The organism is Allorhizobium undicola ORS 992 = ATCC 700741, assembly GCF_000621665.1.
GTDB classification, from domain to species: domain Bacteria; phylum Pseudomonadota; class Alphaproteobacteria; order Rhizobiales; family Rhizobiaceae; genus Allorhizobium; species Allorhizobium undicola.
This window is the reverse complement of the sequence record NZ_JHXQ01000001.1, coordinates 318593-333945: the sequence shown is the minus strand read 5'-3', so window position 1 is coordinate 333945 and position 15353 is coordinate 318593. Positions and strand designations below refer to the sequence as shown.

General features: G+C 58.2%; 15 protein-coding genes. 8 read left to right on the top strand and 7 right to left on the bottom strand.

Features of this window, described 5'->3' with window-relative positions:
• Positions 1-98: 98 nt before the first annotated feature.
• Together clpX and clpP are read right to left on the bottom strand one after the other, a co-directional pair.
• The gene (gene clpX / locus T424_RS0101615; RefSeq protein WP_027486172.1) at positions 99-1376 is read right to left on the bottom strand and encodes an ATP-dependent Clp protease ATP-binding subunit ClpX; all 1278 of its coding nucleotides are present in this window, start codon (positions 1374-1376) and stop codon (positions 99-101) included.
• 297 nt (positions 1377-1673) lie between these two features.
• On the bottom strand, positions 1674-2306 hold the full coding sequence (gene clpP, locus T424_RS0101610) for an ATP-dependent Clp endopeptidase proteolytic subunit ClpP (RefSeq protein WP_027486171.1): 633 nt from the start codon (positions 2304-2306) through the stop codon (positions 1674-1676).
• A gap of 409 nt (positions 2307-2715) precedes the next feature.
• Between clpP and T424_RS0101605 the strand changes: the two genes are divergently transcribed.
• Both T424_RS0101605 and T424_RS0101600 read left to right on the top strand, forming a co-directional pair.
• Positions 2716-3975, top strand: coding sequence for a GGDEF domain-containing protein (locus T424_RS0101605; protein WP_027486170.1), 1260 nt, complete (start codon positions 2716-2718; stop codon positions 3973-3975).
• Positions 3976-4003: 28 nt separating this feature from the next.
• Positions 4004-5245 (top strand): cytochrome P450, encoded by a 1242-nt coding sequence (locus tag T424_RS0101600; RefSeq protein ID WP_027486169.1) that lies wholly within the window; start codon positions 4004-4006, stop codon positions 5243-5245.
• 116 nt (positions 5246-5361) lie between these two features.
• Here T424_RS0101600 and T424_RS0101595 read toward each other — a convergent pair whose 3' ends face one another.
• The 3 genes from T424_RS0101595 to T424_RS0101585 all read right to left on the bottom strand — a co-directional run bounded on the left by T424_RS0101595 (position 5362) and on the right by T424_RS0101585 (position 7661).
• A complete protein-coding gene (locus tag T424_RS0101595; RefSeq protein ID WP_027486168.1) occupies positions 5362-5703 on the bottom strand; it encodes a cupin domain-containing protein in 342 nt (113 codons plus the stop codon).
• Positions 5704-5706: 3 nt separating this feature from the next.
• Positions 5707-6990, bottom strand: coding sequence for an O-acetylhomoserine aminocarboxypropyltransferase (locus tag T424_RS0101590; RefSeq protein ID WP_027486167.1), 1284 nt, complete (start codon positions 6988-6990; stop codon positions 5707-5709).
• Between the two features lie 227 nt (positions 6991-7217).
• Entirely contained in the window at positions 7218-7661 is a 444-nt protein-coding gene (locus T424_RS0101585; protein ID WP_027486166.1) for a CoA-binding protein, read from the bottom strand.
• Positions 7662-7760: 99 nt separating this feature from the next.
• Here T424_RS0101585 and T424_RS0101580 point away from each other — a divergent pair, with 99 nt between their 5' ends.
• A complete protein-coding gene (locus T424_RS0101580) occupies positions 7761-8108 on the top strand; it encodes a hypothetical protein (protein ID WP_027486165.1) in 348 nt (115 codons plus the stop codon).
• Between the two features lie 39 nt (positions 8109-8147).
• Here T424_RS0101580 and T424_RS0101575 read toward each other — a convergent pair whose 3' ends face one another.
• Complete coding sequence (locus T424_RS0101575) at positions 8148-8603, bottom strand: CoA-binding protein (protein ID WP_027486164.1); 456 nt, start codon at positions 8601-8603, stop codon at positions 8148-8150.
• A gap of 983 nt (positions 8604-9586) precedes the next feature.
• Between T424_RS0101575 and rplM the strand changes: the two genes are divergently transcribed.
• From rplM to T424_RS0101545, 5 genes are all read left to right on the top strand, one after another.
• On the top strand, positions 9587-10051 hold the full coding sequence (rplM, locus tag T424_RS0101570; protein WP_027486163.1) for a 50S ribosomal protein L13: 465 nt from the start codon (positions 9587-9589) through the stop codon (positions 10049-10051).
• A 2-nt stretch (positions 10052-10053) separates the two neighbouring features.
• A complete protein-coding gene (gene rpsI / locus T424_RS0101565) occupies positions 10054-10518 on the top strand; it encodes a 30S ribosomal protein S9 (protein ID WP_027486162.1) in 465 nt (154 codons plus the stop codon).
• A 425-nt stretch (positions 10519-10943) separates the two neighbouring features.
• Entirely contained in the window at positions 10944-11894 is a 951-nt protein-coding gene (gene speB / locus T424_RS0101555) for an agmatinase (protein WP_027486161.1), read from the top strand.
• Between the two features lie 173 nt (positions 11895-12067).
• Positions 12068-13000 carry an N-acetyl-gamma-glutamyl-phosphate reductase gene (gene argC / locus T424_RS0101550; protein ID WP_027486160.1) on the top strand — a complete coding sequence of 311 codons (933 nt, stop codon included), beginning with the start codon at positions 12068-12070 and terminating at the stop codon, positions 12998-13000.
• 128 nt (positions 13001-13128) lie between these two features.
• Positions 13129-13953 (top strand): DODA-type extradiol aromatic ring-opening family dioxygenase, encoded by an 825-nt coding sequence (locus tag T424_RS0101545; RefSeq protein ID WP_027486159.1) that lies wholly within the window; start codon positions 13129-13131, stop codon positions 13951-13953.
• A 63-nt stretch (positions 13954-14016) separates the two neighbouring features.
• Here T424_RS0101545 and T424_RS0101540 read toward each other — a convergent pair whose 3' ends face one another.
• Positions 14017-15120, bottom strand: a complete 1104-nt coding sequence (locus T424_RS0101540) for a COX15/CtaA family protein (RefSeq protein WP_027486158.1) — start codon at positions 15118-15120, stop codon at positions 14017-14019.
• Between the last annotated feature and the right edge of the window lie 233 nt (positions 15121-15353).

Below are 15353 nucleotides of genomic sequence, written 5' to 3'. Positions count from 1 at the left end.
GTCGGAAATACGTAAATGAAAGGCCGCAACCAGCGCATTCCGGACATGAAAAAGCCCGCACATGGCGGGCTTTAAAATCTCCAGAAGACAGACCGCTCTCAGGCGGAGGCATTTGCCTTTTCTTCCTGGCGATCCGCGTAGATGTAGAGCGGGCGTGAGGCCCCCTTCACCACTTCGTCGGAGATCACCACTTCGCGCACGCCTTCAAGCTCCGGCAGCTCGAACATGGTATCCAGAAGGATTTTTTCCATGATCGAGCGCAGGCCGCGGGCGCCGGTCTTGCGAACGATGGCCTTGCGGGCAATCTCGCGAAGTGCGTCTTCGTGGAAGGTCAGCTCGACATCTTCCATCTCGAACAGCCGCTGATACTGCTTGACCAGAGCGTTCTTCGGCTCGGACAAGATCTGGATCAGCGCATCCTCGTCAAGGTCTTCCAGCGTCGCAAGCACCGGCAGACGGCCAATGAATTCGGGGATAAGGCCGAACTTCACCAGGTCTTCCGGCTCCAGCTCGCGCAGCACTTCGCCGACACGGCGGTCGTCCGGGGCGGCAACGGTGGCGGCAAAACCGATGGAGGTCTTTTCGCCACGGGCGGAAATCAGCTTGTCGAGACCAGCGAATGCACCGCCGCAAATAAACAGGATATTGGTGGTATCCACTTGCAGGAATTCCTGCTGCGGATGCTTGCGCCCGCCCTGCGGCGGAACGGATGCCACGGTCCCTTCCATGATCTTCAGCAGGGCCTGCTGCACGCCTTCGCCCGAAACGTCACGGGTGATCGACGGGTTGTCGGACTTGCGGCTGATCTTGTCCACTTCGTCGATATAGACGATGCCGCGTTGCGCGCGCTCGACGTTGTAATCGGCGGCCTGAAGCAGCTTCAGAATGATGTTCTCGACATCCTCGCCCACATAACCGGCTTCGGTCAGCGTGGTGGCGTCGGCCATGGTGAAAGGCACGTCGATGATGCGGGCCAGCGTCTGGGCAAGATAGGTCTTGCCGCATCCCGTGGGACCGACCAGAAGGATGTTGGACTTGGCCAGTTCGACATCACCGCCCTTGGAGGCATGAGCCAGACGCTTGTAGTGATTGTGAACGGCGACAGAAAGGATCTTTTTCGCCTGTTTCTGGCCAATCACATATTCATCGAGAATCTTGATGATGTCCTGCGGGGTCGGCACGCCTTCCCTGGACTTGGCCATGGAGGATTTGTTTTCCTCGCGGATGATGTCCATGCACAGCTCGACGCATTCATCGCAGATGAATACGGTCGGCCCGGCAATCAGCTTCCGGACTTCGTGCTGGCTCTTGCCGCAGAACGAACAATACAGGGTATTCTTCGAGTCACCGCCGTTGCTTCCGCTGACTTTGCTCATAACTTTTTCCTTCCAGCACGCCGCGCCAGCCCATCAGGCACGCGGTCCACTTACACCGCCCCGGAAACCACCCCTTTCAGTGGCCGGGGCGAAATTCAATCGAAGGGACTATCCAGCTCACAACCTTCACATAAGCGAACCGGCGGCAACGACAACCTCCGACATTCCGAGACTATGTCATAAAAATTCAACATAGCCTTAATAGCCGTTCCCTGCGCGTTCGGCCACCCTATAAAAGCAGCTCCCCTTTCACACCTTGGTGCCATGATGCAAAAGGGGCTGCCGGGCAACGGCCGCTCAGGAGGCCGCCGCACCTTCGATTTCGGCGCGGGTCGTGAGGATGCGGTCTACCAGACCCCAGTCCTTGGCCTCCCCGGCTTCCATGAAGTTGTCGCGATCCAGTCCGCGCTCGACTTCCTCATAGCTGCGGCCCGTATGCTTCACGTAAATCTCGTTCATACGGCGCTTCATCTTGATGATGTCGCGGGCATGGCGCTCGATATCGGCTGCCTGGCCTTGGAAACCGCCGGAAGGCTGGTGCACCATGATGCGGGAATTGGGGGTGGCAAAACGCATTCCCTTTTCGCCGGCCGTCAGCAAAAGCGAGCCCATGGATGCCGCCAGACCGACGCAAAGCGTGGAGACAGCCGGGCGAATGAACTGCATGGTATCGTAGATCGCCAGACCTGCCGTGACGGAACCGCCCGGCGAATTGATGTAAATGGCGATTTCCTTCTTCGGATTTTCCGCTTCGAGGAAGAGAAGCTGGGCGCAGACAAGCGAGGCCATGTGATCTTCAACCGGGCCGGTCAGGAAGATAATGCGCTCCTTGAGCAGGCGCGAATAGATGTCATAAGAGCGTTCGCCGCGATTGGTTTGCTCCACGACCATCGGCACCAGTGCCATGGCGGTATCAACTGGATTTCTCATGTCCGTCCTTTTCAACCCATTCCAGACCCACCGGGTGCAGGAATCAATCCAATGCTGTCAATCCCTACATAGAGCGTCCGGTCCCTCCACTTCAAGACTGAAGGCCCTCATATCCTTAATCCAGGCTCAATCGGTTGCAAGACTGATGCCTGACCATTCCCGGCCCTTGTGGATTTTATTAGCACGAGCCGTAAAGATTGCCGCTCCCATGCCGGAGCACCGGGTGCAAATGCCCCTTGCCGCGCACAGGAAAAACAACTTATGGTGAACAACAGGTAAGAAAACCGTTTGCACCGGATTTGGTCTCTCCGGCTTGCATAAACAAGTGCTGAATAGAGTTATAATTTAAGAATTCGTTAAAACTTCGGGTTCGATAAGTCATCCATCTCCTGCCCAAGAGGCGACTACCTTGTTCGACGTCAGAACCGCATTCCTGATATGGGGCGTTCAATCCCTTACCCTCGGCGTCCTGCTGCTGACGGTGTGGCTGCATGAGCGCAGCAGAAGTTATTATTTGTTTTTTGCGTTTGGCGTTGGCCTGCAAGGCGCAAGCATTCTTTTGTTCGGTATTCGCCACGACCTGCCCTTTACGATGCCGCCTTATGCGGTAACGGTTCTGACCATGCTTGGTTTTGCAGGCTGGATTACGGGTCTGCGAAGGCTGGATGGCCGCAAGGCCTCCCTTATTGCCCTGACGCCTTTTGTCGCATGGATTATCGCGCTGGCTTTGCCCCTTTCGGATGGCAGCACGGCCGGGCGCATCCTCGTGCATCAGTTTCCAAGCTTCACGGGCTTCGTTACCATGGCCTGCACGGTGCTGAACAGCCGTTTCAGCACGTCGAGCTACCGGCGTCTGCTGTCCTCGCTCTGGTTCATCCAGGCCGCCAACAATGCCGTGACCGGCATATACACCCTGCAACTGGAACCGAGGGACATCAGCGAGCTGCGCTTCCTGCCCTATCTCGGGCTGATCGGTATTGCCTGCCTGCTGGCAGCCATCGTGCTTCTGGTCAAAATCATCATGGACAGCAATGAGGCGTCCCTGCGTCAGCAGGCGCTGACGGACCCGCTCACGGGCGCCCTGAACCGGCGAGGCCTTATCGAGTCTCTGCCGCGCGTGCTGACCGAATGTGGCAAGTCAAGGCAGATTGCCCTGCTGATCTTCGATCTCGACTACTTCAAGCACGTCAACGATAACTTCGGGCACCAGGCCGGAGATGCCGTCCTGACCTGTTTTGCCACCATGGCGCGGGGCGTGATTGGCAAAAGGGGGCTTCTGGCGCGGAGCGGTGGCGAGGAGTTCAGCGCCCTGCTTCCCGTTTCCGATCTGCGGGAGGCAGCCTTCTTTGCCGAGCAGATCCGCCAGATGATCGCCATCACCCCTGTTGCCACCGAACGGGGCATCGTTCGTCTCACGGTCAGCGCCGGCGTCTGCGCCAGCAATTGCGACAGCTTCGATTTCGACCGTATCATGAGCCGCGCCGACAGCGCACTTTACACGGCCAAGGCCGAGGGCCGCAATCGTGTGGCCGTTGCAAAGGAAAACAGCCTCTTCTGCCTCACGCCAAGCGAGGAAAGCGGCACGCCTGCGGCAATCGACAACGAGGCAGACCGGCAGGTGGCGGCGCTGCGCAGGCTTTCGAAAAAGCGGCCGCAGGCTCCGGCCTGAAATCTTCGCGCTCTATGGATCAGGCATCATGTCCGCTTCCTTTCTCTCGATCGACCCCGGTACGCGGCGTGTTTGGCTCGACGCCCGCAATCCCGGCTTTTTCGAAAATCCGAACCGCAGCTATGCGGAGCTTCATGCCAGCACGCCGACATTCTTCTGGGAACAGCAGCAGCAATGGTTCTTTGCGGGATATGACCATGTGAACAGCCTGCTGCGCGACAAGCGCTTTGGCCGCCAGATTCTGCACATCACCAGCCGCGAAGCGCTCGGCTGGCCCGAACCGCCAGCCCATACCCGCCATTTCGACAAGGCTGAGGAATGGTCGCTGCTCGAACTGGAGCCGCCGGAACACACACGCCTGCGAACCCTCGTCAATCGCGCCTTCGTTTCGCGGCATGTGGAGAAGATGAGCGGCGACATCACCGATCTCGCCAATCGGCTGATCGACGGGTTCGAGGCCGATGGCAAAGTGGAGTTGCTGTCACGCTTCGCCGACATCATTCCGGTGACGATGATTGCCCGCATGATCGGCATACCCGACGAGATGGGGCCGCAACTTCTGAAATGGTCGCATGACTATGTGGGCATGTACATGTTCAAGCGCAGCCGGGCCGATGAAGAGGCTGCCGACCGCTCGGCCCGCGAATTTGCCGATTACCTGCGCGGCATCATTGCCGAACGGCGGGCGGCGCCGCGGGAAGATCTTCTGAGCCAGATGATCCACACCCGGCACCGCGATCAGTTTCTGACCGAAGACGAGCTGATTTCCACCACCATCGTTCTGCTCAATGCCGGTCACGAGGCGACGGTTCATCAACTCGGCAACAGTGTGCGGATCATTCTGGAAAGCGGGTTTGATCCATCGACGCTTTTTGCCGATGCCGCGACAACCGAACGGACGGTGGAGGAGTGTCTGCGCATCTGCGCGCCGGTGCATATTTTCCAGCGCTATTGTCTTGAGCCTTGCGAGATAGACGGCGTTTGCTTGAAAAGAGGCGACAAGATCGGGCTCATTCTGGCCGCCGCCAATCTGGACGGCCGGAAATTTCCCGACCCTCTCACTTTCCGGCCGGAGCGCAATGACGGCGCCAACCTGTCCTTCGGGGCGGGCATCCATTTCTGCATCGGCGCGCCGCTGGCCCGGCTTGAGCTGAACATCGTGCTGCCCCTGCTCTTTCACAGGTTGCGGGGCATGAAGCTTGCCTCCACGCCCCGCGTCAAGGATGTCTATCACTTCCACGGGCTCGAGCGTCTCGATCTTGTCTGGTAACGGACCGCCGATGACTAGAGCCTTTCACTGTTTCACGGAAACGGTGAAAGGCTCTAACTATTTGTTTTTACGCATTTCCGGACGGAAAACCGGTTTCCACTTTTCCTGAAAATGCTCTAAAGCCGGATAACGTAATCCTTGGTGGTGGTTTCGATCACCTCCCAGATGCCGGTAAATCCCGGCCGCAACACCAGCCTGTCGCCCTTCCTCAGGTGAATGGGCTCACCACCCTCCGGCGTCAGAATGGAATAGCCTTCGAGAAGGTGGAAATATTCCCATTCGTCATAGGAAACCCGCCAGGCGCCGGGGGTGGATTGCCACACCCCGGCGTAAAGACCGTCCTGCTCCTCGATATTCCACGTCAGGAATCGCGGATCACCGGAAACGAGCCGGTCGGGGGCTGGCGCCCCCTCTTCCGGTGTCAGGTTCGCGAGATCGAATCCGGCAAACGGTTTCATCCGTTATGTCCTTTCCAGCGCCTGCCCGAGATCGGCGATAATATCATCGGCATCCTCGATGCCGATCGAAAGGCGCACGACATCCGGTCCCGCGCCTGCGGCGATCTGCTGTTCCGGCGTCAGCTGCGCATGGGTGGTGGACGCGGGATGAATGACCAGCGAGCGCGTATCGCCGATATTGGCCAGATGCGAAAACAGCTCGAGGCCTTCGACGAGCGCCTTGCCCGCTTCATACCCTCCCTTGACGCCGAAGGTGAAGACAGCCCCGGCCCCCTTGGGCGAATAGCGCTGTTGCAGCGCGTGGTTGGGATCATCCGGCAAGCCCGCATAGCTTACCCAGGCCACCTTGGGGTGATCTTTCAGCCACCGGGCCACCTTGAGCGCATTTTCGCAATGCCGCTGCATTCGAAGCGGCAGGGTTTCGATGCCTGTTTGCAGCAGGAAGGCGTTCATGGGCGATATGGAGGGCCCAAGATCGCGCAGGCCCAGCACGCGGGCCGCGATGGCAAAGGCGATATTGCCGAAGGCCTCACCGAGGACCACGCCGCCATATTCGCTGCGGGGCTGCGACAAGGCCGGATAGCGGCCCGGTTCCAGCCAGTCGAACGTGCCGCCATCAACAATGATGCCGCCCATGGAATTGCCATGCCCGCCAAGGAACTTGGTGGCCGAATGCACCACGATGTCCGCACCATGCTCGAGCGGGCGAACCAGATAGGGGCTTGCCATCGTGTTATCGACAATCAGCGGCAGGCGATGGCGGTGGGCAACCTCCGCAATGGCTTCAATATCGACGAAGGTTCCGGCGGGGTTTGCAAGGCTCTCGATGAAGATGGCGCGCGTATTCTCATCCACCAGCGCGGCAAAGCTTTCCGGATCGGAGGTATCGGCCCAGCGTACTTCCCACCCGAAGCTCTTGAAAGAATGACCGAACTGGTTGATCGAGCCGCCATAGAGCCGCTTTGCGGCAATGAAATTTTGCCCCGGCATGAGCAGCGTGTGGAAAATCAGCAATTGCGCCGCATGGCCCGAGGCCACCGCCAGCGCCGCCGTACCCCCTTCAAGCGCGGCAACCCGCTCTTCCAGAACGGCCTGGGTGGGGTTCATGATGCGCGTATAGATATTGCCAAACTGCTTCAGCCCGAAAAGAGCGGCAGCGTGGTCGGAATCCTGAAAGACATAGGCCGTCGTCTGGTAAATCGGCGTGGCGCGAGCGCCGGTGGTGGGGTCCGGCTCTGCCCCGGCATGAACGGCAAGTGTGGCAAAACCCGGATTTTTCTGAGACATTACGTCCTCCCTGCGCCGGCCCTGGCCGGTCTTTCCAAAACATGGTCAGGTGATGGAACCCATCACCCTTGCGTGACGATCATATCCGCAGGTTGCAGACCTTAAACAAATGGTTTTGCCTTTTTTCCACATAAGGACAAAAAACTCTCGCCCATCACCGCAAATTTGAGAGAAGATCCGTTTGATCGATCCCGGCGGTCCAGAACTCGTTTTTTAAGGCATATGCATCAGCGATGCGCTTCACCGCCGATGAGACGTGGATATTCGATTGCCGGGCAGCGGTTCATCACCACTGCCATGCCCGCCGCCTCGGCCTTCGCGGCCGCCCGTTCGTCATAGACGCCAAGCTGGGTCCAGATGACCTTGGGGCGCACCGGCAGGCTCAGCGCCTCATCCACCACGGCATCGACATATTCGGAGGCGCGAAAGACATCGATCATGTCGATGGGCTCGGCAATATCTGCAAGACTGGCCATAACCGGCTGGCCGTGAATGGTTTTGCCGGCCTGACCCGGATTGACCGGAATAACCCTGTAACCCCGTGACAACAGGAAACCCATGACTGCAAAGCTCGGCCTTTGCGGGTTTGGAGAGGCGCCCGTCAGGGCAATTGTTTGCACGGATTGCAGGATACCGCGCAACCAGGCATCACTATAGGTTTGATGATCCATAATTCCTCCTGGTTTTCGCCAGCAGCGCATGAAACAAAAGGCCTGCTCGGCCGCTTTGCGATAATGCCCTATATGAAACCGCAGCCAAGGGAGAAAAACATGAAATCGCTATTTTACCCGGCCTTCACCGTCGCCTGCCTTTGCCTTGCCGCCAGCAATGCCTCAGCCATTGGCCGGTATGATACACCCGCAATGGATTGCTCATCCGTCCGCAACCTGTTGCGCCAGGAGGGGGCGGCCATTCTCCGTCATCCATCGACCCGCGTGGCGGGCATGACCCTTTACGATCGATATGTGAGCGAAACCGGCTTCTGCCAATCCGGCGAATATGCCGAACGCGCCACGGTTCCAACGCGCGACAATCGCGCCTGCCCCGTGCTGAATTGCCAACCCGTAGACAATCTCGATGACGGTTTCATGCGGATCATTCCACGGCATCGATTGTGAGCCGAGCCGGTTCCCGTCACGACTTCCGACGATGTTTTCTCAAAGCGAGGCGACGGCCCTGTGCTGGGCCTCGTAAACCAGCGGATATTCGGCGACCAAAGCCCGGTTCATCACCACATCTATTCCCGCTTTCTCGGCGCGAGCGGCGGCTTTATCGTCTCGAACCCCCAACTGACCCCAGATCGCGCGCGGACGCGGCTGAAGCGCCAGCACCTCGTCTACCACCGCGCCAAAAGCATCGCTGCTGCGGAAGACATCCACCAGATCGATGGCAACCGGGATGGCGGCGAGACTTGGCAAAACCTTCCTTCCATGAATTTCATGGCCCGCAATCAGCGGATTGACGGGGAAGACCCTGTAGCCTTTGCCAAGCAGAAAACCCATTACCCAGTGACTTGGCCGGTCATCGCGCAGCGATGCGCCGACCAGCGCCACCGTGTGGGACGAAGCCAGAATGTTTCGCAGATAGGCATCTTCGTAGGAATCGTGATTCATGACCTGCCTCCTTCCACCGGCCATGCGCCGGTTTTAGAGCATAATCCGACCGGAGTGAAACGAGGATCGGCAAGATTATGCTTCGAAAAGAAAAGGTTACAGCGCCGTGCGTTTGTTAAAACGCACGGCGCTGTAATCTCAAGGCTCGGTGATGCTGCCACATCCCGGCGCGCAATTAACTGCCTGCCCGGCAAGTCATCGCAAACTTGAAGATGCGAAGCCGGGAAACGGCAATTTTGCTCGTCCTGTATGTGCGATGATAGACCCAATTGTTTAAGGAGATGCGAAAAGACAACGAAACAAGTCTCGGCGATCCGTCTTGTTATGGTACCATAAAAACCCTGGACGTCACTCGGTGACGCGACTTCAAAACCATGAGTGCTATTTCAGTTTTTTCTTGATTATATTTCATTACTCAACTAATGTTAACGCTAACATTGCTTCTGAGCGTAACGCTTGTCAAATTTAGCCTGTGACACGCATCACATCTGCGTGATTACGTTGTGTATTTGTATGAGATTTAATCTTGTTTTGTTCTTGTGAACTTTAGAGATGAGCGAAATATCACCCGCGCTCACCTCGTTTTTGGCCGCGCTCGAAACCTATTGATCAGGGCTTCGCGGAATGACCCGGCAGGGACGCTTTTCGATCTGATCGAATGGAAGCGACGTTCCTGCTTTTTCCGGCGATAGTCTGGTCCGTCCACCCTCAAGCTCGGAATAAACAGGCGAACGAGGCCAGAAATATCCAAACAAACAAATGGTACCCAAATACCACATAATTAAACGTCTGTTTTTATTGATATTTTTTCAAAGCCATGCCTCAGCCCGTATCTTGACGGCGTTTTCGCATCTGCGTATAAGGCCTCGCAACATGCAGATCCTGTGATCGGCGTGTCTTCTTGCTGCACCAACGGCAAGACAAGCAACAAGAAACGCCCCGGGCCCTTGCGGCTTTCGGGGACCAGATGGAAAGAAAACTCCATGTCTACTTTCGTTCAGAAGCCCGCCGAGGTGGAGAAGAAGTGGGTCATCATCGACGCCGAAGGCCTCGTTGTTGGTCGCCTCGCCACGCTGATTGCAAACCGCCTGCGCGGCAAGCACAAGGCTACCTACACCCCCCATGTTGACGACGGCGACAACGTCATCGTCATCAATGCCGAGAAGGTCGTCTTCACCGGCAAGAAGTATCACGACAAGAAGTATTACTGGCACACCGGCTATCCGGGTGGCATCAAGGAGCGCACCGCACGCGCGATCATCGAAGGCCGCTTCCCGGAGCGCGTTCTCGAAAAGGCTGTCGAGCGCATGATTCCGCGCGGCCCGCTTGGCCGTCGCCAGATGAAGAACCTGCGCGTTTACGCCGGTTCCAACCACCCCCATGAAGCACAGCAGCCGGTCGCTCTCGACGTGGCAAAGCTGAACAGCAAGAACGTAAGGAGCGCCTGATCATGGCAGACCTTTCTTCCCTCAAGGATCTGGGCACCGCTCAGGGCTCCGCTCCCTCGCATGAGCGCAAGGTTGACGCCCAGGGCCGCTCCTACGCCACCGGCAAGCGCAAGAACGCCGTTGCCCGCGTATGGGTTAAGCCCGGCTCCGGCAAGATCATCGTCAACGGCAAGGAATTCGGCGCTTACTTCGCCCGTCCGGTCTTGCAGATGATCCTTCAGCAGCCGATCGTTGCTGCTGCTCGTTCGGGCCAGTTCGACATCATTGCCACCGTCAATGGTGGCGGTCTTTCCGGTCAGGCCGGTGCCGTTCGTCACGGCATCTCCAAGGCCCTCACCTACTTCGAACCGGGCCTGCGCTCCGTTCTGAAGAAGGGTGGCTTCCTGACCCGCGACAGCCGCGTTGTCGAGCGTAAGAAGTACGGTAAGGCCAAGGCCCGCCGCTCCTTCCAGTTCTCCAAGCGCTAATCGCTGGAAATTGCCGAAATTGGAAAAGCGGGGCCTTGGCTCCGCTTTTTTCGTATCAGGCTCCCGGCAAAAGACATTTGGCTTTTTTCAGTGCCTTTGCGGAGAATCAAAAAATTCAATCTTGCCTCCGGCAAGGCAAAGGCCAGATACCGCACCATCGTTACAGACACTCGCTGCCGATTGCCCAACAGGAATGTGGGGTTTGATTTGGGCAAAAATGATCTTGATCAAAGCTCTCGCGCGAACAGAAGACTATACAGCCCTACTTCGGGTTGCTCGATTCGGAAACACGATGGCATTTCCCGCAGTAGCGTGTTCGCTTTTGCGTCCGCCAATGCGTAGAAACAGAAAGTTGGAGCAGGTCGCGGCATAGGCCTTTTCGAAGAAAATGCAGATAAGAAGAAAAAGAGCAAGGCAGACTGAGCATGGCAGAAAAATCGATCGATCACGCCTTCACGGCCAATAATCTCACCAGCGCGGCAAGTGACCCGACCTATGCAGGCGCCCTTTCCTTCATGCGGCGCCGCTTTACCAAGGATTTGACCGGCGCGGATACGGTCGTGTGGGGTATTCCCTTCGATGCGGCGACATCCAACCGTCCGGGCGCCCGCTTCGGGCCGCAGGCCATCCGGCGTGCATCGGCGATCTTTGACAATGATCCGCAATATCCCTTTGACATCGATCTTTTTTCGCGGATGCCCGTGATCGACTATGGCGATTGCCGGCTGGATTACGGCAACCACTGGCAAACGCCCGCCACCATCGAACGCGAGGCCAGCGCCATTCTTTCCAGCGCCAATTACCTTCTGACGCTGGGCGGCGACCATTTCATCACTTGGCCACTGCTCAAGGCGCATGTGGCAAAGCACGGTCCGCTGGCTCTCGTGCAGTTCGATGCCCATCAGGATACCTGGTTCGATGACGACAAGCGCATTGATCACGGCTCCTTCGTTGGCCGCGCAGTCCATGAGGGGTTGATCGACCCGGCCCGATCGATCCAGATCGGCATTCGCACCCACGCGCCGGAGGATTGCGGTATCCGGATTCTGTTCGGCTACGAACTGGAAGAGATGAGCGCCGCGCAAGTGGCAGAGACCATTATACGCCATGTCGGCGACATGCCCGCCTATCTGACCTTCGACATCGATTGCCTCGACCCCGCCTTTGCGCCGGGCACTGGAACGCCGGTGGCAGGCGGGCCTTCAAGCGCGAAGGTCCTCTCCATTCTGCAACGGCTGGGGCCGCTCAATATCTGCGGCTCGGATGTCGTTGAGGTTGCCCCGGCCTATGACCATGCCGATGTCACCGCCATTGCCGGAGCAACCATCGCAATGTATATGCTTGGCCTGCGGGCCCGGCGTTTGCGGGCGCGTTAAAGCTCGTTGAGGCTTATCGGCTTCAAGCATCGTGCTTTAAGGTCTCGTTTCAACGCATGTTGTCATCGCAACACCGCTTCACAGTTTTGCGCGACATGCTTTGAGATTTTGAATCAAGATCCTGCCGGAGTGATTCCAAAAACTGCGGCAACAGCCTGTAAAGCGAGGAAAAAATGGCAGCGAAGATCTTCATCGATGGCGAACACGGCACGACCGGCCTGCAAATCCGCAGCCGTCTGGCTGAGCGCCGCGACGTGGAGCTGCTGTCCATTCCGGAAGCCGAGCGCCGCAATGCCGCCATGCGCGAAGACCTGCTGAACAGCGCCGACATTGCCATACTGTGCCTGCCGGACGATGCCTCGAAGGAGGCTGTGTCCATGCTGTCGGCCAACAATCGGGTTCGGATTATCGATACCTCCACCGCCTTCCGGGTTTCGCCGGATTGGGCCTATGGCTTTGCGGAAATGGACAAGGCGCAGGCTGAGCGCATTCGTTCGGCACGCCTGGTTGCAAATCCCGGCTGCTACCCCACGGGCGCCATCGGCCTTATCCGTCCGCTGCGGGCTTCTGGCCTTTTGCCACAGGACTATCCGGTCAGCGTCAACGCCGTTTCCGGCTATACGGGCGGCGGCAAGCAGATGATTGCGCAGATGGAGGATGCGAGCCGGGAAGATGCCATCTCCGCCAATCATTTCCTCTACGGCCTGACATTGAAGCACAAGCATGTGCCGGAAATGAAGGCTCATGGCCTGCTGGAACATGCCCCGCTGTTTTCCCCCTCGGTCGGCCGCTTTCCTCAGGGCATGATCGTTCAGGTGCCGTTGACATTGGCCCGCCTTGCGCCCGGCACGTCACTCGAAAGCATCCATGCCGCCCTCACGGCCCATTATGCGGGACAGAACATCGTCACTGTCGCGCCGCTGGCCGAAAGCGCCAGCCTCGCCCGGATCGATGCGGAGGAACTGGCGGGCCAGGACAGCATGAAACTCTTCGTCTTCGGGACGGATGGCGGTGAACATGTCAATCTCGTCGCCCTTCTCGACAATCTCGGCAAAGGCGCTTCGGGTGCAGCGGTTCAAAACATGAACCTCATGCTTTCGGCCTGATAATCGTTCACCGTAGTTTGTGAAAATTCGTCGGATCGTTCTCATTCCTTGAACGATCCGTCATCGGTTTGCAGCGTCGCCATGGGTTAAGGAAGTTGCTAGACCTGTCTCCAGCGATGGAGCAAAAGATGAGCGAACGCTTTCCGGTATATTTCATTCCGCATGGTGGCGGCCCGTGGCCCTTCATGGATTTTCCGAAGGACGCTGCTGGCCGGGGGCCCTGGGACGACCTTGCTGATTTTCTGACCGGCATTGATGCCGAACTCGGACGCCGGCCCAAGGCTGTCCTCGTCATATCCGGCCATTGGGAACGGGAGCCTGTGCCAACGGTCAGCACCGCCCCGGCACCGGGCATGTTTTTCGACTACTATAATTTTCCTCCGCACACCTATCAAATCCGCTATCCCGCCAGCAACTCGTTGCCGCTTGCGGCGCGCGCGCGCGCGCTTCTGGCAGAATCAGGCATTGCCAGCGCCGAAGATGGCGAACGGGGCTTCGATCACGGCGTCTTTATTCCCCTCATGATGATTTATCCCCATGCGGATGTGCCAATCACCATGATTTCCCTGAAAAACACGCTGGATGCCGAAAGCCATTTTGCCATTGGCCGCGCCTTGGAACCCTTGCGGGATGAGGATGTGCTGATTCTCGCCTCGGGCATGAGTTATCACAATATGCGGGAATTTCGCCGCGCCCTGCCTGACCATGTTGCAGAAGCCACCCGCTTCGATGAGTGGCTAACCGCAGCCGTCGAGGACGCGGACCCGCAGACAAGGGCCGCACGTCTGGCAAGCTGGCACCAAAATCCCGATGCCCGCGCCTGCCACATGCCCGATCATGACCACCTTGTGCCGTTGTTCGTTGCGGCAGGCGCTGGCGGATCCGACGCCGCCAAATGCGTGTTTCGCAGCACCATTCTCGGCAAGCCCTATTCCGGCTACCGCTTTGGCTGAGGCAATTGCTGAGGCAATTCCCCGGCATCAAAGAGGCGCAGGCTGCGCCTCGCTCGAAAGGTCTCAGACGGCCAGCCGGACCTCCGTTTCCCGGGGATATTCGCCGTAGAAGCCGCGCAGATGCGCCACCGCAAATCCCAGCACGATCAACGCCCCGCCCTGATGCGACAGCGCCACGTCCAGCGGCACCTGCATGAGCAAGGTGGCAATACCGATGGCGGCCTGCCCGCAGACCAGCGCAAACAGCACCACGGCGCGCCGGGCGTGCGCGGAGCCCGGAAGGTCGAAGCGACAGCGGAACATGTGGCCCAGCGCCACGATCAGCAAGGTATAAGCCCCAAGCCGATGAACGAACTGCACGGTTTTCGGATTTTCGAAGAAATTCACCCAGGCGGGCTGTTGCGCCAGCAGGCCGCCCGGCACCAAAGCACCATCCATCAATGGCCAGGTGTTATAGGAGAGTCCGGCATCAAGGCCCGCGACCAGCGCGCCCAGATAGATTTGCAGGAAAGCAAGCACCAGCAAGACACCGGCAAGGCGGCGTGACCCGCTGTGAATAGCGGGACTTTCCGTGTGACGGGAAAGGCCGCGCATAACCCAGACGGAAGAGGCAAAGATCAGGCAGGCCATGACAAGATGCGTTGCCAGACGATATTGGCTGACCTCTGTCCGCTCGGTGAGGCCGGACGACACCATCCACCAGCCAATAAAGCCCTGCAAACCGCCAAGCGCCAGAATGCCGAGAAGCGGCAGACGCAATTGCCGCTCGATACGTCCTGTAAGCCAGAAAAACGCAAGCGGCAGCGCAAAGATCACCCCGATGCTGCGGGCCAGGAAACGATGCGCCCATTCCCACCAGAAAATCGTTTTGAACTCGTCCACCGTCATGCCTTTGTTGACAAGCTCATATTGCGGGATTTGCTTGTAAAGGGCGAATTCCTCTTCCCATTCGGCAGCATTCAGCGGCGGAATCACCCCGTGGATCGGCTTCCACTGTGTAATCGACAGGCCGGAATTGGTAAGCCGCGTTGCCCCCCCGACCAGCACCAGCGAAAACAACGCGACGATCACCACCCATAGCCAGATCCGCACGGCGCGGCGGTTCCGGCTCTGGCGATCCATGCTTGCAACGATGGTTTCATGGTGGAGGGTGCTGCTGATTGTCATGTGTCAAACCTCTTCATGGTGGAAGATGTGCATCACCCCGCCCCGGCTGGCAAGGGGTATGCCCCTTGCGACAAGGCGTCGCGGCTGCGGAGCGTCAAACCCGTGACGATACTCTAACGGCGGAAGAGTTCACCGAGAGGCTTTCAAGCGCAATGTTTGCGGCAGATATTTTTCTCGCACAGGGTTATATACGAAGGGTCAAAACCCCATTCGGACTTCGGCCCGGCGCGCAT